This window comes from Amycolatopsis sp. lyj-90, from assembly GCF_046549035.1.
GTDB lineage: Bacteria > Actinomycetota > Actinomycetes > Mycobacteriales > Pseudonocardiaceae > Amycolatopsis.
Genome location: NZ_JAJPWP010000002.1, coordinates 935,042 through 952,215, shown reverse-complemented (window position 1 = coordinate 952,215; position 17,174 = coordinate 935,042). Strand labels below are relative to the sequence as shown.

16 protein-coding genes are annotated in these 17,174 nt (G+C 69.8%); 8 read left to right on the top strand and 8 right to left on the bottom strand.

Annotated features, from left to right (window positions below; genetic code table 11):
• Positions 1–60: 60 nt before the first annotated feature.
• On the bottom strand, positions 61–789 hold the full coding sequence (locus tag ACLJPX_RS10305) for a zf-HC2 domain-containing protein (protein WP_410599868.1): 729 nt from the start codon (positions 787–789) through the stop codon (positions 61–63).
• Between the two features lie 58 nt (positions 790–847).
• Here ACLJPX_RS10305 and sigC point away from each other — a divergent pair, with 58 nt between their 5' ends.
• The 5 genes from sigC to ACLJPX_RS10280 all read left to right on the top strand — a co-directional run bounded on the left by sigC (position 848) and on the right by ACLJPX_RS10280 (position 6,559).
• Positions 848–1,417 carry an RNA polymerase sigma factor SigC gene (gene sigC / locus ACLJPX_RS10300; protein WP_101609364.1) on the top strand — a complete coding sequence of 190 codons (570 nt, stop codon included), beginning with the start codon at positions 848–850 and terminating at the stop codon, positions 1,415–1,417.
• A gap of 215 nt (positions 1,418–1,632) precedes the next feature.
• Positions 1,633–3,873, top strand: coding sequence for a molybdopterin cofactor-binding domain-containing protein (locus tag ACLJPX_RS10295; RefSeq protein ID WP_410599867.1), 2,241 nt, complete (start codon positions 1,633–1,635; stop codon positions 3,871–3,873).
• A 26-nt stretch (positions 3,874–3,899) separates the two neighbouring features.
• Positions 3,900–4,355, top strand: coding sequence for a (2Fe-2S)-binding protein (locus tag ACLJPX_RS10290; protein WP_005155104.1), 456 nt, complete (start codon positions 3,900–3,902; stop codon positions 4,353–4,355).
• Positions 4,356–4,495: 140 nt separating this feature from the next.
• Positions 4,496–5,737 carry a PucR family transcriptional regulator gene (locus tag ACLJPX_RS10285; protein ID WP_410599866.1) on the top strand — a complete coding sequence of 414 codons (1,242 nt, stop codon included), beginning with the start codon at positions 4,496–4,498 and terminating at the stop codon, positions 5,735–5,737.
• 9 nt (positions 5,738–5,746) lie between these two features.
• Positions 5,747–6,559 carry an aldo/keto reductase gene (locus ACLJPX_RS10280; protein WP_410599865.1) on the top strand — a complete coding sequence of 271 codons (813 nt, stop codon included), beginning with the start codon at positions 5,747–5,749 and terminating at the stop codon, positions 6,557–6,559.
• A 253-nt stretch (positions 6,560–6,812) separates the two neighbouring features.
• Here ACLJPX_RS10280 and ACLJPX_RS10275 read toward each other — a convergent pair whose 3' ends face one another.
• From ACLJPX_RS10275 to ACLJPX_RS10250, 6 genes are all read right to left on the bottom strand, one after another.
• Complete coding sequence (locus tag ACLJPX_RS10275) at positions 6,813–7,790, bottom strand: TIGR03564 family F420-dependent LLM class oxidoreductase (RefSeq protein WP_410599864.1); 978 nt, start codon at positions 7,788–7,790, stop codon at positions 6,813–6,815.
• Positions 7,791–7,802: 12 nt separating this feature from the next.
• Positions 7,803–8,474 carry a TetR/AcrR family transcriptional regulator gene (locus ACLJPX_RS10270; protein ID WP_410599863.1) on the bottom strand — a complete coding sequence of 224 codons (672 nt, stop codon included), beginning with the start codon at positions 8,472–8,474 and terminating at the stop codon, positions 7,803–7,805.
• 4 nt (positions 8,475–8,478) lie between these two features.
• Complete coding sequence (locus ACLJPX_RS10265; protein ID WP_410599862.1) at positions 8,479–9,663, bottom strand: MFS transporter; 1,185 nt, start codon at positions 9,661–9,663, stop codon at positions 8,479–8,481.
• 53 nt (positions 9,664–9,716) lie between these two features.
• Positions 9,717–10,475, bottom strand: coding sequence for a class I SAM-dependent methyltransferase (locus ACLJPX_RS10260; protein WP_410599861.1), 759 nt, complete (start codon positions 10,473–10,475; stop codon positions 9,717–9,719).
• 68 nt (positions 10,476–10,543) lie between these two features.
• Complete coding sequence (gene mgrA, locus ACLJPX_RS10255) at positions 10,544–11,578, bottom strand: L-glyceraldehyde 3-phosphate reductase (RefSeq protein ID WP_410599860.1); 1,035 nt, start codon at positions 11,576–11,578, stop codon at positions 10,544–10,546.
• Between the two features lie 10 nt (positions 11,579–11,588).
• Positions 11,589–12,545 (bottom strand): helix-turn-helix transcriptional regulator, encoded by a 957-nt coding sequence (locus ACLJPX_RS10250; RefSeq protein ID WP_233223694.1) that lies wholly within the window; start codon positions 12,543–12,545, stop codon positions 11,589–11,591.
• 62 nt (positions 12,546–12,607) lie between these two features.
• On the opposite strand from ACLJPX_RS10250, the gene ACLJPX_RS10245 reads away from it, so the two are divergent.
• Genes ACLJPX_RS10245 through ACLJPX_RS10235 form a run of 3 tightly spaced genes read left to right on the top strand, consistent with a single transcriptional unit; the run spans position 12,608 to position 16,302 of the window.
• Positions 12,608–14,053, top strand: coding sequence for an MFS transporter (locus ACLJPX_RS10245; RefSeq protein ID WP_410599859.1), 1,446 nt, complete (start codon positions 12,608–12,610; stop codon positions 14,051–14,053).
• 21 nt (positions 14,054–14,074) lie between these two features.
• The gene (locus tag ACLJPX_RS10240) at positions 14,075–14,956 is read left to right on the top strand and encodes an AAA family ATPase (protein ID WP_101609354.1); all 882 of its coding nucleotides are present in this window, start codon (positions 14,075–14,077) and stop codon (positions 14,954–14,956) included.
• Positions 14,953–16,302, top strand: coding sequence for a vWA domain-containing protein (locus ACLJPX_RS10235; RefSeq protein ID WP_410599858.1), 1,350 nt, complete (start codon positions 14,953–14,955; stop codon positions 16,300–16,302). The genes ACLJPX_RS10240 and ACLJPX_RS10235 overlap by 4 nt, the downstream gene beginning before the upstream one ends.
• On the opposite strand, the gene ACLJPX_RS10230 is transcribed toward ACLJPX_RS10235, so the two are convergent.
• Entirely contained in the window at positions 16,299–17,111 is an 813-nt protein-coding gene (locus ACLJPX_RS10230) for a lytic murein transglycosylase (RefSeq protein WP_410599857.1), read from the bottom strand. The two genes, ACLJPX_RS10235 and ACLJPX_RS10230, sit on opposite strands and share 4 nt — an antisense overlap.
• Positions 17,112–17,174 lie beyond the last annotated feature (63 nt).

The window sequence follows — 17,174 nt, the reverse complement described above, 5'->3', positions numbered from 1 at the left end:
TGTCCGGACGGGTGCTCCCAGTGACCGGAAATGGTCTAGACCAAGCGGGGCAACCTCCGGTCAGGCGACGTGGCGGCTCGCCGGGCGGCGGAATCCCTTGTGCTGGCGGGGTCGTTCGGGGGCTTCGCCGGTCTCGTGGTCCGTTTCCGTGGAGTACGAATCGGGGCTGTCGGCCGTCGTCGCGGGGCTCGGGCGGGTGCGCAGGCGGTGCTGGCGGTTCACCACGAACAGCAGCACCAGGCCGAGGACGACCAGGCCGTGGGTCAGCACGCGCCCGGCGGTGACCTGCCCGGTGACGAGGTCGCCCGCCGACAACGCCAGCAGCAGCGCGACGAAACCGGTCAGCGCCGGCAGCTGCCCGGCGGCGGCCTTCGTGCGGAAGGCCGCCCAGCCGAGTCCGACGCCGACGGCGAGGTTCCACGCGCTGCTCTCGTGCGAAAGGTGCCCGACCAGGGTTTCCGCGCCGTGTCCGGCGCCGTGGTCTTCGACCCCCAGCAGCTGGGCGAAGGCGAGTCCGAGCTGCGCGATCGCGACCAGGGCGAGCGCGATCCTGGCGGGCCAGCCCTCGCTCGGCGGGGCGGGCGTGCGCTCCATGATGAGGGCGGTGAGGTCCGGGACCGGGGGAGCGGGCCGGACCAGCAGCGTGCGGTGCAGCCGTTCGGCGCGGGCGAGCCACGAACGGCAGGCGGCGCAGCCGGCCACGTGCCGGTCGACCGCCTCGGGCGGGGCGGGTTCGGTTTCGCCGTCGAGCCGGGCCGACAGGGCCTCACGGCAAGTCTCGCACTTCACATCTCACTTGTCGGGCGCGGGCCTGCCCCGGTTCCCGGGACGCTGCTACGTTTCTCGTATGGCCGGGGCGCGCAACCACGACGACGAGCGGGTGACCGCGCTCGCTCTCGACGCCGCCCGCGGCGACCGGCGGGCGCTCGAGGACTGGGTGCGGGCCACCCAGGCCGACGTCTGGCGCTTCGTCGCACACCTCGCCGACGTCAGCGCCGCCGATGATCTCACCCAGGAGACGTACCTGCGCGCCTTCGGCAGCCTGCGCAGGTTCGCGGGGCGGTCCTCCTCGCGGACCTGGCTCCTGTCGATCGCGCGCCGCGTGGTCGTCGACCGCATCCGGGCGGCTTCGGCGCGCCCGAAGCTCGCCGACGTCGACTGGGAAGCCACCGCCGAGCGTCGCGGCGCCCGTCAGGCGGAGGGTGTGGCGGGCTTCGAAGACCTCGTGGAGCTGCGGATGCTGCTCGACGGGCTCGACCCGGAACGGCGTGAGGTCCTCGTCCTCACCCAGGTGCTGGGGCTGTCATACGCCGAGGCCGCCGAGATCTGCGGCTGCCCGGTCGGCACCGTGCGCTCGCGCATCGCCCGCGCCCGCGAAGACCTGCTCGAAGCAGGCCGGGAGCGCGACTCCATCTGACGCCCCGCAAGTACCGCAACCAGAGGACTAATTGCGGTCTCGCTGTGGCGCGGCACACATTTGGGGCCCTTCGCTGTCACCTCGTCACACAGATGGGCTGACCCGACTACTCCGCGTTGACTAGGCCGAATGCCGATGCCTAGCGTGTCGCCATCCGACCCCAGGCCGCGCGAGGGTCCCCGCCTTCACCGCGCGCTCTCGAAGGGATCTTCCCGATGGCCAGTCCCACCACTGGAACCCAAGAGCAGGACCCCGGCGGCCTCGGCCGCCGCCGGTTCCTGAGCTTCCTCGTCGCCGCGCCCACCCTCACGATCGCCACGAAGATCGGTATCGACGGCTTCGCCCCCGAAGAGGCCGAAGCGGTCATCCCGACCCTGCCCGGACCGGCCGAGATCCTCGACCTCGGCGACGTCCTGATCCTTTCGAACGCCCCCACCGCCGGTCTGCTCGTGCTCGAAGTCCGCGAAGACGGCCGCGTACGGCTGGAACTGCCGCGGACCGAGGTCGGCCAGGGCATCACCACGGCGAACGCGATGCTCGTCGCCGAAGAGATGGACCTGCCGCTCGACCGCGTCGACGTCGTGCTCTCCGACGCCCGCCCGGAACTGCTGTTCAACCAGCTGACCGGCGGCTCCAACACGATGCGTTCGCTGTACACCCCGGTGCGGACCGCGGCGGCGGCCGCCCGTGCCCGCCTGGTCGCGACCGCGGCGCGGCAGTGGGGCACCAAGGCCGATCGTCTGTCCACAAGGGACGGTTCGGTGATCGCGCCCGACGGCCGCCGGATGGGATACGGCGCGCTGTCCAAGCCCGCCGCCCGCGCCGACCTGGGGAAGCTCACGGTGACCCCGAAAGCCGAGTCCGCGCACAAGCTGGTCGGCACGCCGCAGTCGCGCAAGGACGCCCGCGCGATGGTCACCGGGCAGCTGAAGTACACGCTCGACCTGGACATCCCCGGCGCGAAGCCGGCCATGGTCCGCCGCCCGCCGACGATCAACGGCACGGTCAAGAAGGTCAACAACGAGGCCGCCGTCCGCGCGATGCCGGGCATCATCGACATCGCCGTCATCAAGACCGGCGTCGCGGTGCTGGCCGAGACCTTCGGCCAGGCGCTCGACGGCAAGAACGCCCTCGACGTCACCTGGAACGGCGGCACCGTCGACGGCGAGAACAACGCGACGATCAAGAAGAAGCTGCAGGCCGCGGCGCTGCCGTTCGTCGTCCCGCCGCTGCTGACCCAGTACGTCGACGGCGAGTTCGACTTCGCCTTCGCGAGCCACGCGCCGCTGGAGACCAACTCGGCGGTCGCCGACGTCCGCGCGGACGGCGCCACCATCTGGTCCGGGATGAAGGTCCCGATCCTGGCGAAGCAGAACATCGCGGCGGAACTCGGCCTGCCGGTGAACAAGGTCACCGTGCACGTCCAGCAGGCGGGCGGGTCGTTCGGCCGCAGGCTGTTCTCCGACGGCGCGATCGAAGCCGCGCGGATTTCGAAGGCGATGAAGCGCCCGGTGCGGCTGATGTGGAGCCGGATCGACGACATGCGCCACGGCCGCGCCCGTGCCGCGAGCCACCACAAGATCCGCGCCACCTTCGCGCTCGGCCAGGTGCTCAGCTTCGAACACCGGGTCGCGAGCGTGGAGACCGACTGGGGCCACGGGCTCGGCGAGGTGCTGACCGCCTTCGCCGCGGAACTGCCGGTCGGCGGCAACCTGAGCTTCGCGCAGACGGTGTTCCTGCTGACGGTGAAGTCGCCGTACAACTTCGGTGTCACCACACAGCTGCTCAACGAGGTCCCGGTGGACTTCCACACCGGCGCCTGGCGGTCGGTGTACTCGTCGAGCACGCGCGGCGCGGAAGAGATCATGGTCGACGAGATCGCCGCGAAGCTCGGCAAGGACCCGGTGGCGTTCCGGCGCGAGTTCATCAAGAACGAGCGGCAGCGCGCGGTGCTGGACAAGGTCGCCGAACTCGGCGAGTGGGGCAAGAAGATGCCCAAGGGTTTCGCGCAGGGCGTCGCCGTGCACGGCGAGTACAAGTCGTACACCGCTTGCCTGGTCGAAATGGACGCTCGCGACCCGAAGAACCCGCGTGTCACCAAGGCGACCATCGCGGTCGACGTCGGCAAGCCGATCAACCCGCGCGGTATCGAGGCGCAGATGCTCGGCGGCCTGACCGACGGCATCTCCACGACGCTCACCGCCGGGCTGCACATCGACAAGGGGCTGCCGCTGGAGGGCAGTTACTCGCAGTTCCACTACGCGCGCCAGAAGAACTCGCCGAAGGACGTCAAGGTGTTCGTCATGCCCGAGACGGGTGAGATCGGCGGCGCCGGGGAGCTCGGCGTACCCGCGCCGGTCGGCGCGATCGCGAACGCCTACGCGCGGGCGACCGGGATCAAACCGCGCAGCTTCCCGATCAACTTCCCGATCGACTTCGAGCCCTTCCCCCGCTGACCTTCCTTCCCCGCCAAGGAGTTCCGATGCCCAACTACACCTTCACGGTGAACGGGAAGACCGTCACCGTCGACGCTCCCGCGGATCTGCCCATGCTGTGGGCGCTGCGGGACAAGCTCGGCGTCCGCGGCCCGAAGTACGGCTGCGGGATCAACGTCTGTAAGGCCTGCACCAGTCACCTCGACGGCGAGGCGTTCAACCCGTGCGTCACGCCGGTGTCCGACTGCTCGGGCAAGGACGTCACCACCATCGAAGGCCTCGCCGACGGTGAGGACCTGCATCCGGTGCAGGAGGCCTGGCTGGAGCAGGACGTCGCCCAGTGCGGCTACTGTCAGCCGGGACAGATCATGGCCGCGGTGGCGTTGCTGAAGAAGACGAAGAACCCGACGGACGCCGAGATCGACGCGATCCAGAACGTCTGCCGGTGCGGCACCTACTTCCGGATCCGCGAAGCCATCAAGAGTGCGGCCGCGAAGATGTGAATTCCCGCTGGTGCGGCGAAAAGTAGACATTTTCGCCGCACCAGCGGAGCTTTTCGGCTTCGGCAGGCCACTTCCGGGTTAGTCGTGTTAGATGACGTCCCCAGGGGCTCGACGAGGAGTCCCTGCCCCGGAGGACGCCCATGCACTACACGACAGTGCTCCGCGAAGGCTCGGCCGCCGTCGTCGCCGAACTGGCCGTCGAAGTCGAAAAACAGCTGCCCGCGCTCATCGACACCACCGTCGGGCAGATCCGCGCCGAAATGCCGGTGTACCACGACGCGCAGTTCGTCTCCCTGGCCGAACTGCGGACCTCGGTGCGGAACAACCTCGAGTTCGTCATGCGGACCCTGCGCGGCTCGGAGGAACCCGACCTCGCGCAGGCGCGGGCGACCGGGCGCGCGCGGGCGCTGCAGGGCGCGCCGCTGCCGGAACTCCTGCGGGCGTACCGGATCGGCCTCACCGAGGTGTGGAACCGGTTCGTCGAACTGACCGCTTCGGGCGAACACCAGGATCTTCGCGGCCTCGTCGCCGCGACGTCGGCGATCTGGGCGCTTATCGACGACTACGCCGAGGCGCTGACGACGACCTACCGCGACACCACCGCCGAAGTCATGCTGGCGCACCAAAGCAGGCGCTCCGCGTTGGTCGAGGCGCTGTTCGCCGGCGGCGCCGCGACCGAGGGCACGCTGTGGGACATCGCGCGCGTGCTGGAACTGTCGCTCGACGGGACCTATGTGGTCGTCGCGGCGGAGACCCCGCGCGTCGGGCACGAACCGTTGCCCCAGATCGAAAACCGGCTCCGCGACCGGCATCACGCCTCCGCCTGGCGGCTCACCCCGGATCTTCAGGTCGGCGTCGTGTCGATGCGGGATCCGTCGGCGTCCCAGGTGATCATCGAGTTGCTGCGGGAGAGCTCGATCGGCCGCATCGGCGTCAGCCCGGTGTTCACCGGTCTCGGGAACACCTCCCGCGCGCTGCACCTCGCGCGGGTCGCGCTCTCCAGCATGACGCCGGGGACGACGGGAATGGTGCAGTTCAACGAATCCCCGCTCGCCGGTCTCGTCGCCAGCGCGCCGGAGGCGTCGGTCCAGCTCGCCCACCACGTGCTGCGGCCGATCCTGGACCTGCCCGGTGACGACCGGAACGTGCTGCTGCTGACGTTACGGGCGTGGTTCGAATGCCAGGGCTCCACGAAACTGACGTCGGAGCGGATGTTCTGTCACCCCAACACCATCCGGCATCGCCTCAAGCGGATCACCGAGGAACTGGGCCGTTCGCTGACCGATCCCGCCGACATCGCCGAACTCGGCGCGGCCCTGCGCGCGCTCCACATGTTCCCGGATACTTCGCATCTGCCCTCTCCGCGGGATCCGCTGCGCTAGGTTTCCCCCATGGACGAGTTCGCCATCGGCGGAGACCTGCCCGTACACCGCCTCGGCTTCGGCGCCATGCGCTTGCCGACCGAATCCGGTCCCGGGCGCGAGGACGCGATCGCGGTCGCCCGGCGGGCGGTCGAACTGGGCATCACGCTGATCGACACCGCGCATCTGTACGGCGGGGGAGCCAACGAGGAACTGCTCGCCGAAGCGCTGTACCCGTATCCGGACGATCTGGTGGTCACCACCAAGGTCGGTGTCGTGCGGACGGGGGACGACTGGAAGTACGACGCGCGGCCGGATTCCCTGCGCGTGCAGGTGGACGAGGGACTGCGGCGGTTGCGCGTCGAGCGGATCGAGCTGCTGCAACTGCACCGGATCGACCCCGAAACCCCGCTGGCCGACCAGCTCGGCGCGCTGCGGGAGCTGCGCGACGAAGGCAAGATCGGCCGGATCGGGCTGTCCGAGGTCACCGTGGACGAACTCGCGCGGGCGCGGGAGATCGTGGACATCGCGAGTGTGCAGAACCGCTACAGCCTCGTGGACCGGGAGTACGAAGCGGTGCTGGACGCGTGTGAGGCGGCCGGGATCGCTTTCCTGCCTTGGCGTCCGGTGCTCGGCGCCGCGTCGAACGCCACCGCCGGGATCGCCGCCGTCGCGGAAGAACTCGGGGTGACGACGGCGCAGGTCGGGCTCGCGTGGCTGCTCGCGCGGTCGCCGGTGATCCTCCCGATCCCGGGGACTGCGAAGATCGCGCATCTGGAGGAGAACCCCGCCGCCGCGGAGGTCACGCTGACGGCTGAGCACCTGGAGCGGCTGGGCTCGTGAGTGCCGATTCGGGTTATTGAGGGGTAAGTCAAATGTGGCGTGACCGAGCCTCTGCGATGACGGGCCCTTCGCCTGGCTGCAAAGCTGAGGGTGGCCTTCGCGGCGTGGTTCCGGAACGGCCAGCGGATGCCAGTCGTTCCCCCGAGTGTCCACAGGGGACACTCTCTGGCGGCTGCATGTCCGGTTGATAGCTCGATGTGTGGTTTGCCAGGGGGTCGTGAGTGATAAAGAGGGTTAGAACGCGCATTGCCACTCACGACCCCTGTTGCAAAGCGGGCAGATGGGAATCAATCGGACACTTGCCCGCCTGAAGGTGTCCACTGTGTACAGTCGGGATGCGGCAGGCGAACAGTTCCCGGGTTCGCGCTTGCTCTTCGGCCGTCCCGACCGGCATCACGATCAGTTCCGTCGCACCGGCCTCTTCGAGTTCGCGGATCCGGGCCCGGACGAACTCCTCGTCGCCGGCGATCACCGTCCCGCCGGGGCCGTCGACCCTGTCCCGGGTGAAAATCGCTTGGTACGCCGGGATGTTCGCCGCCATGCCGTAGGTCTCGGCGACCCAGTTCCGTGGCCCGTCGGGGTCGTCGGTGACGGAGATCAGCTGCCCGGTGACGATCCGCGGTGCCGCGCGCCCGGCGTCCGAAGCCGCTTTCGTCAGCGTCGGGACGATGTACTCCGCCAGTGAGCGCGGTCCGGCCCAGGTCGAGGCCACGCCGTCGGAGTGGGCGCCGGTGACCTTCAGCGACAGCGGGCTCAACGCACCGACGAGGACCGAAGGCGGCTCGGCGCCGGGTGCCTCGACGGTGCCGACGGCGGTCAGCGTCTCGCCGTGCACGTCGGCCTTTTCGTGGTGCAGCAACGGGTCGAGCGCTTGCAGGTACTCGCGCAGATGCCGGACCGGACGGTCGAAGGAATAGCCGTACTGGCCTTCGATGATCGGCCGGTGACTCAGTCCGACACCGAGTGATACCGGCGCCCCCGTGGCGGCCTGCAGCGTCAAAGCCTGTGCCGCCAAGGAAATCGGGTGACGCGAGTAAGTGGGGACCACCGAGGTGCCCAGCGCGAGACCGGGGGCGGCCGCGCTCAGCGCCGTCAACGCGGTGAGCGCGTCCCAGCCGCCGCGTTGCGCGAGCCAGATCGAGTCGTAGCCGAGCCGCGCGGCTTCTTTCGCTTGCGCGACGACGTCGCCGAAGGGGACCCCGATTTCGTCGAGGAGGATTCCGGTCCGCATGCGCGGCTCCCGTCAGTAAGCGCGCCGGAGGTTGGCGCGGTCGATTTCCGCGGTCGCGCGGAAGAGGGCGATGGCGCCCGGTGCCGCCGCGCGCACCTTCGCGGCGGGCGGTGTTGCCGTCGGCTGGAAGGCATGGGCGACGGTGTCGGCCAGCAGGTCGGCGGCGGTCTCGGGGTCCGCGGCCGGGGCGAGCAGGAAACCGTGCAGGACGGCCTGATACGCCATCGCCAGGTCTTCGACCTCGAGGTCGGTGCGGATCAGGCCGTGCTCGGCCTGCAGTTTCAGGTAGTCCAGGAACGCCTCGTGGTGCCGGGGGTCCTGGTTGTCGTGGAGCTTCGCCGCGAGCTTCCCCAGCACGCCGGAGTCGGCGAGGTACGGCGCGTGGAGCAGGGGCCTGCGCACGACGTTGAGGAACTGGGTGCGGGTCATCCGGTGCAGCAGCGTGAGCTCCGGATCGTCTTCGATCGCCTGCGCCAGGTTCTCGATGGATCGCGCCGCTTCGCGCAGCATCACCGCGAGGAACAGCTGTTCGCGGGTTTTCCAGTGCAGGTAAAGGGTTCCCTTGCCGACGCCGGCGTGCTCGGCGACATCTTCCACGGTCACCCGGCGGTAGCCGTGGCGCAGGAGCAGCTCCGCGGCCGCGTCGAGAATGCGTTCGGCGCGTTCCTGCCTGTCCTCGGTCACGAGGCTAGTTTATGACTGATTTTGAAATTTGGTCAAGCGATGGGCGGCGAAGTTTGGCCATGGCGGCCACGCCCAGCAGCGGCCCGATGGCCAGCACCGGCGCCGCAGCCCGCCAGCCGACGGCGTCGGCGAGCACCGGAAGGCCCTGGATGGTCAGCGCGCTGACCAGGAAACCGATCGCCGTCTGCGCGGTGAGCGCGGTGCCGACGTAGCGGGGATCCGCGGCTTCGCTCAGCGCGGCGGAGAACTGGCCGGAGTCGGCGATCGCGGCGACTCCCCAGACGAACAGCAGCGTGCCGAGTACCGCGGGAGGGGCGTCGAAGACGGACGCCGAGAGCAGGCAGCACGCCCCGCTGACCGCCAGCGCCACGAGCGCGACGTCGATCCGCCCGAACCGGTCCGAGAGCGCGCCGCCGAGCATGCAGCCGACCGCCCCGCCGACGCCGATGACGGTGAACGCGAGCAGGCTCACCGAGCTTTGTGACGCGGCCGCGGCGTAGGCGGGGATCCAGGTCCAGAACGCGTAGAGCTCCCACATGTGGCCGAAGTAGCCGAGCGCGATCAGCCGTTGCCGCCGGTCGCGCGCCATCGTGAGCAGGTAGCGCGGTTCCCAAGGAGGTGAACGCCGGGCGGCCGGGCCGACGCGGACGAAGAGCGCGGACAGCGCCGCCGCGCCGAGGGCGAGAAGGGCGGCGACGACCAGGACCGTCCGCCAGTCCGGAAGGTTCCCGGCCAGCAGATGGGGTGACGCCGAACCGAGTGCGAGCGCGGCCAGCAGCACGCCGAGCGCGAGGCCGCGGCTCTCCGGGAACCAGGACACGACGATCTTCATCCCGACCGGATAGACCCCGGCCAACGCCATCCCGGTGCCGAACCGCAGCAGGATCGCGAGCCAGAAATGGTTACCGCACAAGGGAAAGAGCAGTGTCAGGAGGGCGCCCGTCGCGGCGCTCGCGGCCAGCAGCCGCTCGGGGCGGAGCCGGTCCGCGAGGTTGGCGACGGCCGAGACGAGCGCGCCCGCCGCGAAGCCGACTTGCACCGAAGCAGTGAGCAGCACCGTGCCCTGAGTGGACAGTGCCCACTCGACACGTAAGGCGGGGACGACGCTCGACGCGGAGAACCACAGCCCCATGGCGAGGATCTGCGCGGTGGAAGTGAGCGCCAGCTGGCGCGGTGCGGAGCTGGACACGCCCGCAGGTATCGCATCCGCGAGCGGCGCGCCTCAAGCCCCGGCGCCGGTGATCACTCGAACGTGTGGCCAGGCTTGACGGCTTCCACGAGCACCCGCCGTGAGTGCGCCACGAACATCCCGTCGGCCTCGATCATCCGATGGAGTTCCGCGAGCTTGTCGCGGTACTTGTCCACTTCGAACCCCGGCACGATCCAGATCACCTTCCGGAGGAAGTGGACGACCGCGGCGAGATCGAAGAACTCCATCCGCAGTTTCGCCGGTTCGAGCCGGTCCACCCGCAGCCCCACGGCTTCCGCCTCGGCGCGCAGCACTTCGGGCGTCCAGCCGCCGTAGTCCTGCGGGCCGAGGAAGAACTCCTTGAGTTCGCGGACGGTCCCGGCGCCGATCTGTTGCGACAGAAAGGTTCCGCCCGGCCGCAGGACCCGGGCGATCTCCCGCCACGGGTTCTCGATCGGATGGCGGCTGCTCACCACGTCGAAGGACTCGTCGGGGAACGGCAAAGGCGCGTCGTACTCCGCCTCGACCACCTCGCCGCCCAGCGGCGCGAGGGTTTTCCTGGCGACCTCGACGTTCGGGGGCCATCCTTCGGTGGCGGCGAGGACCGGCGGCGGCTTCGGGATGCCCGCGAGCACCTCGCCGCCGCCGGTCTGCAGGTCCAGCCCGGCTTTCGCCGCCGCCATCCGTTCGCCGAGCAGCCGTGAGTAACCCCAAGGAGGCCGTTCCTCCGTGGCCCGGCCTGCGAACCACGAGAAATCCCAGCCTTCGACCGGGACGGCCTCTCCTTCGGCGATCAGCTCTTCGAACGTCATGTCCGCAGTCTCGGCCCGGCCGGCCGACGGGGCAACGCGTTTTCGGGACCTGCCCCCGAACGTGCGGTCTAGGCGCCGTCGGTGGACCGCTTCCACAGGTTGATGTCGGCCTCGGTGGCGTAGCGGTCGATCTCGGCCAGCTCTTCGTTGGTGAAGTGCAGGTTCTTCAGCGCGCCGACGTTGTCCTCCAGCTGGGTGACGCTGCTCGCGCCGATCAGCACCGACGTCATCCGCGGGTCGCGCAGGCCCCACGCGAGCGCGAGCTGCGCCAGCGTCTGGCCACGCCGCTGGGCGATCCCGTTCAGCGCCCGGATCTTGCCGAGCGTGTTCTCGGTGATCGTGTCCGGGTTCAGCGACTTCCCTTGCGCGGCACGGGAGTTCTCCGGGATGCCGTCGAGGTAGCGGCTCGTCAGCATGCCCTGTGCCAGCGGCGAGAACGCGATGCAGCCCGCGCCTTCGGTCTCGAGGGTGTCGAGCAGTTTGTCGCCTTCGAGCCAGCGGTTGAACATCGAGTACGACGGCTGGTGGATCAGCAGCGGCGTGCCCAGTTCCCGCAGGAGACGCGCGGCTTCGGCGGTCTTCTCCGACGAGTACGACGAGATGCCGACGTACAGGGCGCGTCCCGAGCGGACGGCGGTGTCGAGCGCGCCGACGGTCTCCTCGAGCGGGGTCTCCGGGTCGAAGCGGTGCGAGTAGAAGATGTCGACGTAGTCCAGTCCCATCCGGCCGAGCGACTGGTCCAAAGAGGACAGCAGGTACTTGCGCGAGCCCCATTCGCCGTACGGGCCGGGCCACATGTCGTAGCCCGCCTTGGTCGAAACGACCAGTTCGTCACGGTAGGGCTTGAAGTCCGACGCCAGCAGCCTGCCGAAGTTCTCCTCGGCCGAGCCGTAGGGCGGGCCGTAGTTGTTGGCGAGGTCGAAATGGGTGATGCCCAGGTCGAACGCCCGCCGGGCGATGTCCCGCTGCGTGCCCAGCGGTTTGTCGTGCCCGAAGTTGTGCCACAGGCCCAGCGAGATGGCGGGCAGCTTCAGGCCGCTGCGCCCGGTGCGGCGGTAAGGGATGCTCTCGTATCGGCCCTCGGCCGCGACATAGGTGCTCACGGGCCCGATGCTAGCCGCCGGAAGCCGCCGTGAAGAGGGCGGCGACGGACGCGAGGTGATCTTTGAACGCCGAAGGCGCCTCGACCTCGAAGGGTGCCCCGATGGCGGCGAGGATCAGCACGGGCCAGTCGAAGGTGTCGACGTTCATCGTCAGGCGGCAGGACGTCTCGTCGATCGCCTCGAGCGCGCCGCCGATGTACCGCACCGCCGCCTCGACCCGGTCCTTCGGCGCCCCGACCCGGACGACCAGCGAATGGGTGGTCGGCCTGGCCTTGATCTGGGCTTCGACGAACTTGACCGCGTCACCGCCGGGGATCTCGCGCGGCCGGTAGCGGGCTCCGGTCGTCCGCGGCTCGGTGAGCCTGTCGACGCGGAAGGTGCGCCAGTCCACCCTGTCGAGGTCCCACGCCACCAGGTACCAGCGACGTCCGAGTGAGACGAGCCGGTGCGGCTCCACCAGCCGCGCGGACTCCTCGCCGCCTCGTGCCGCGTAGTCGAACTCGAGCCTTTCGTCGTCCCGGCAGGCCTGCGCGATCACCGTCAGGCTGGCCGCGTTGACCCGGGGACCGGTGACGGCCGCCGGCGTCGTGTACGCCTGGAGCGCGTCGACCCGCCTGCGCAGCCGGGGTGGCATCACCTGGACGACCTTGGTCAACGCGCGGACAGACGTCTCCTCGATGCCCTCCACCGAGCCGCCCGCCGCGGTCCGCAGGCCGACCGCGATCGCCACGGCCTCCTCGTCGTCCAGCAGCAGCGGCGGCATGACCGTGCCCGACCTCAGCTGGTAGCCGCCCGCCACGCCGCGGCTCGCGTTGACCGGATAGCCCAGCTCGCGCAGCCGTTCGACGTCGCGCCGCAGGGTCCGCTCGCTCACCTCGAGCTTGTCGCTCAGTTCGATCCCCGACCAGAAGCGGTGTGTCTGCAGCAGGGACAGCAGCCGCAGCATCCGCGCACTCGTGTTCGCCATGGATCCAGATTCGCTCCGATTCCGGTCAGAAAGTGGCCGGAATTGACTTTAGCGTTGTCCTCATGACGATGACACTGGACACCCCGAGCGGCGTGACCTCGGAAAACGCCCTCACGGAGAAGCCGTACCGCTGGCGCTGGCCCGCGCTGTTCGTGATCCTGACCGGTTCGGTCATGGAGCTGCTCGACATGACCGTCACGAGCATCGCCGGACCGGTCATGCAGGCCTCGCTCGGCGGCGGCACGGCGATGATCCAGTGGCTCGGCGTCGCGTACACCCTCGCGATGGTGTCCGGCCTGCTCACCGGCGGGCGGCTCGGCGACATCTTCGGCCGCAAGCGCATGTTCGTGATCGGCGCGATCGGCTTCGTCGTGGGTTCGCTGTTCTGCGCTATCGCGGTGAACCCCGAGATGATCATCGCCGCGCGGGTGGTGCAGGGTCTGTTCGGCGCGGCGATGGTCCCGCAGGGCCTCGGCATGATGAAGGAGATGTTCTCCGGCAAGGAACTGCAGTCCGCGTTCGGCATGTTCGGCCCGGTCATGGGGCTCGCCGCGGTCGGCGGCCCGATCCTCGCGGGCTCGCTGGTCGACGCCGACCTGTTCGGCACCGGCTGGCGGATGATCTTCCTGATCAACCTCCCGATCGGCGTGGCGGCCGTGTTCGCCGCACTGAAGTTCCTGCCGGCCAACCGGCCCGGCCCCTCGCTCAAGCTCGACATCCCCGGCGCGCTGCTCGCCACGACCGGTGCCCTGCTGATCGTCTTCCCGCTGGTGCAGGGCCGCGAGTACGGCTGGCCGCTGTGGATCTTCGCGATGATGGCCGCCTCGGTCGTGGTGTTCGGCGTGTTCGCGTGGTTCGAGAAGCGCAAGAGCCGTCGCGGCGGTGACCCGCTGGTCGAGCCCGGCCTGTTCCGCAAGCGCAGCTTCCTCGCCGGGATGGCGACCGGGACGATCTACTTCGCGGCGTTCTCCGGCTTCGGCTTCGTGTTCGCGCTGTACCTGCAGCTCGGACTCGGTTTCTCGCCGCTCAAGGCCGGGCTGTCCGGGGTGCCGATGTCGCTGGGCATGATCGTCGGGATGGGCCTGGTGCAGGCCGTTCGCAAACACGGCCGCAAGGTGCTGCACACCGGCGCGCTGATCATGGCCGCCGGAGTGGTCGCCCTGCTGCTGATCCTCGGCCCGGAGACCGGTCCGTGGCAGCTCGCCCCCGCGCTGCTCGTGGTCGGGATCGGCTCCGGGCTGATCATGGGGCCGTACTTCGAGATCGCGCTGTCCGGAGTGGAACCGTCGGAGGCCGGCTCGGCGTCGGGCGCGCTGACCTCGCTTCAGCAGGTCGGCGGCGCGCTGGGGATGGCGTTGCTGGGCACGGTGTTCTTCGACGCGGGCACCACCGATCCGACCGATGCCGCCCAGCGGACGTTCTGGGTGGTCGCGGTGATGGTGCTGCTCACCTTCGCGGTCGGGTTCCTGCTGCCCAAGCGGATCCGCGACGTAGAGTCGGCCGGGTAGGCGATCGAGCTGGGAGGCCGCGTGGCTGGGACCGGGTACTTCACTTCCGTCGAAGACGTGACGGCGAAGCTCGCCGACACCGGCTACCTGGCTTCGGCGGCCGTCGCCACCACGGTGTTCCTCGCGGACGCCCTCGGTAAGCCGTTGCTGATCGAGGGCCCCGCGGGGGTCGGCAAGACCGAGCTGGCCAAGGCGGTCGCGGAGGCGAGCGGATCCCGGCTCGTGCGGCTGCAGTGCTACGAAGGTGTCGACGAGTCCCGCGCGCTGTACGAGTGGAACCACGCGAAGCAGCTCCTCCGGATCACCGCCGGCAAGGACGAGACGTGGGACGAAGCCCGCAACGACATCTTCGGCGAAGAGTTCCTGCTGGCCAGGCCGCTGCTGACGGCGATCAAGGGCGACGAGCCGACCGTCCTGCTCATCGACGAGACCGACAAGGCCGACGTCGAGATCGAGGGTCTGCTGCTGGAGGTGCTCGGCGACTTCCAGATCACCGTCCCGGAGCTCGGCACGATCACCGCCGGGCGCAAGCCGTTCGTGGTCCTGACTTCGAACGCGACGCGGGAACTTTCCGAGGCGCTGCGGCGGCGCTGCCTGTTCCTGCATATCGATTTCCCCGACGCGGCACTGGAACAGCGCATCGTGCGGCTCAAGGTGCCGGGTGTCGACGACGCGCTCGCGGCGTCCGTGATCAAGGTGATCACCGCGCTGCGGGCGATGGAACTGCGGAAGGCGCCGTCGGTCGCCGAAACCATCGACTGGGCGCGGACCCTGCTGGCGCTCGGCGCCGACAGCCTCGGCGACGACGTCGTCCGCGCGAGCCTCGGCGTCATCCTCAAACACCAGGACGACATCGTGAAGGCGGACGCGCGGCTGGAACTCGGCAAGGTCCTCGACTCGTGAGCGGCGTGCCGGGCAGGCTCGTCGAGTTCGTGGAAGCGTTGCGGGAACACGGGATCCCGTGTGGTCCCAGCGAGACGGTCGACGCCGCCGCGGCACTCGAGGTGCTGGGCCTGGCTTCTCGCGAACAGATGCGGGAAGGGCTCGCGGCGGCGCTGGTCCGTCGCGGCGGTCAGCGCGCGGTGTTCGACGCGACGTTCGACATCTACTTCCCGCTCGGTGTCGGCGCGCCGACGCAGGACCCGGTCGACGATCTGGCCGCGTTGCGTGACCGGCTGGCCTCGGCGCTGGCCGCCAACGACCAGGCGGAGCTGACGCAACTGGCCGGGCTCGCCGTCGACATGCTGGGGGAGTACGGCGGCACGGCGGGGAGCGGTGGCTGGTCGGCCCATCAGACGTTGGACCGGCTCCAGCCGCAGACGCTCGTGGTGCGCGTGCTCGAAGCGATCCGCGCGGGCGCGCAGGAGGACTTCACCGACCGGCTCGAACGCGACGACGTCCGCCGCCGGGTCGAAGGTTTCCGCGGCCTGGTGCGCACCGAAGCACGCCGCCGGGTGGCGGAAGTCCGTGGCAGGGAACGGGTTTCACGCCACGCCGTCCCACCCGCCGCCGACCGCGTCGACTTCCTGCTCGCGAGCCGCGCGCAACTCGCCGAACTCCGCCGGGTCGTGCAGCCGTTGTCCCGCAAGCTCGCCACCAAGCTGGCCGCCCGGCGACGGCGGCACGCGCGCGGGCAGATCGACCTGCGCCGGACGTTGCGGCGCTCGCTGTCCACCGGCGGTGTCCCGATGCGGCCGTCGTACCGGCGGCACCGGCCGGGAAGGCCGGAAATCGTGCTGCTGTGCGACATGTCGGGTTCGGTGGCCGGGTTCGCGAACTTCACCATGCTGCTCGTCCAGGCGTTGCGGGACCAGTTCAGCAAGGTGCGGGTGTTCGCGTTCATCGACGCGTGCGACGAGATCACGCACCTCGTCGACACCGGCGCCGCCGATCCGGAGGACCTCGGCGCGCGCATCCTCGCCGACGCCGAACTCACCCGCTGGGACGGGCACAGCGACTACGGGAACGCGCTGGGCGAATTCGCCGAGCGCTACGCGGACGCCGTGGGGCCCAAGACGTCCATGCTGATCCTCGGCGACGCGCGGACCAACGGCGGCGACCCGAATCTGGCCGCCGTGCGCGGAATCGCTTCCGCGGCAAGGCATACGTACTGGCTCAACCCCGAACGGACGGCGCTGTGGTCCACCGGCGACTCCGAGGCGCACGCCTACGCGGAGGTCGTCGAGATGCACGAATGCCGGAACGTGCACCAGCTGACCAAACTGGTCACCCGGCTGCTGCCCGCTTAGGGCTTCAGCGCCGCCTTGCCGTAGGCGTCGGCGTTGCTGAACACTTCCTGCCCGTACTGGGCGGAGTTGTTGTAGGTCAGCACCGCGGACCACCAGCCGGCGGGCTTGCCGAGGTCGCCGCCCCGCGCGCACATGTACCGCGCCGTCGTCATCGCGGCGTCGTCGATGTTCTGCGGGTCCGGCGCGGCACCGTCACCGCTCGCTCGGACGCCGTACCGCTTCCAGGTGGCGGGCAAGAACTGCATCGGCCCGACGGCGCGATCCCACTTCGCGTCGCCGTCGAGAGCGCCCTTGTCGGTGTCGACGACCGCCAGCACACCGGGCGAGCCGTCGAGGGGGATGCCGATGATCGGCGGCGTCACGATGCCGTCCTCGCCGGCACGGGAACCGTCGTGCCGGGCGTGCTGGGACTCGGTGCGCCCGATCCCGGCGATGGTCGCCCAGGTGATGTCGCAGCGTGCGGGCGCTTTTTCGGCCGCGTTCACGTACGCCCGAAGCGGGCGTCGGGGGATGTCCGTGTTCTCCGACACCTTCGCGATCCAGGCGTCCTTCGCGGGCTCCGCGGGCAGCGGCCCGGCGTCGCCGGGGATCGCCGACCGCGGTGCGGGCTTGAGCGCGGGGACCACGAACTCCGGCTTCACCGGCACCGGCTCACGGTCGTTGAGGCTGACCACGACCCAGACGGCACCGGCCACCAAGGCGCCCACGACCAGGAGCGCGAGCATCACGCAGCCGCGCGGGCCGCGTTTCTTGGGCGGTGGTTGCCACTGGTCCATGAGATCCAGGGTCGAAGGGGACGAAGCGGTCACCGGCTCCACGGTACGTGACGGATGTGGAGATCTTGTGGAGCCCGCCTCCCGGGTGAGCCGGGC

Excerpts from the sequence above, each read along its gene's own strand:
- sigC (WP_101609364.1), top strand. The coding sequence starts at position 848 with ATGGCCGGGGCGCGCAACCACGACGACGAGCGGGTGACCGCGCTCGCT.
- ACLJPX_RS10295 (WP_410599867.1), top strand. The coding sequence starts at position 1,633 with ATGGCCAGTCCCACCACTGGAACCCAAGAGCAGGACCCCGGCGGCCTC.
- ACLJPX_RS10290 (WP_005155104.1), top strand. The coding sequence starts at position 3,900 with ATGCCCAACTACACCTTCACGGTGAACGGGAAGACCGTCACCGTCGAC.
- ACLJPX_RS10285 (WP_410599866.1), top strand. The coding sequence starts at position 4,496 with ATGCACTACACGACAGTGCTCCGCGAAGGCTCGGCCGCCGTCGTCGCC.
- ACLJPX_RS10280 (WP_410599865.1), top strand. The coding sequence starts at position 5,747 with ATGGACGAGTTCGCCATCGGCGGAGACCTGCCCGTACACCGCCTCGGC.
- ACLJPX_RS10275 (WP_410599864.1), bottom strand. The coding sequence starts at position 7,790 with ATGCGGACCGGAATCCTCCTCGACGAAATCGGGGTCCCCTTCGGCGAC.
- ACLJPX_RS10260 (WP_410599861.1), bottom strand. The coding sequence starts at position 10,475 with ATGACGTTCGAAGAGCTGATCGCCGAAGGAGAGGCCGTCCCGGTCGAA.
- ACLJPX_RS10250 (WP_233223694.1), bottom strand. The coding sequence starts at position 12,545 with ATGGCGAACACGAGTGCGCGGATGCTGCGGCTGCTGTCCCTGCTGCAG.
- ACLJPX_RS10245 (WP_410599859.1), top strand. The coding sequence starts at position 12,608 with ATGACGATGACACTGGACACCCCGAGCGGCGTGACCTCGGAAAACGCC.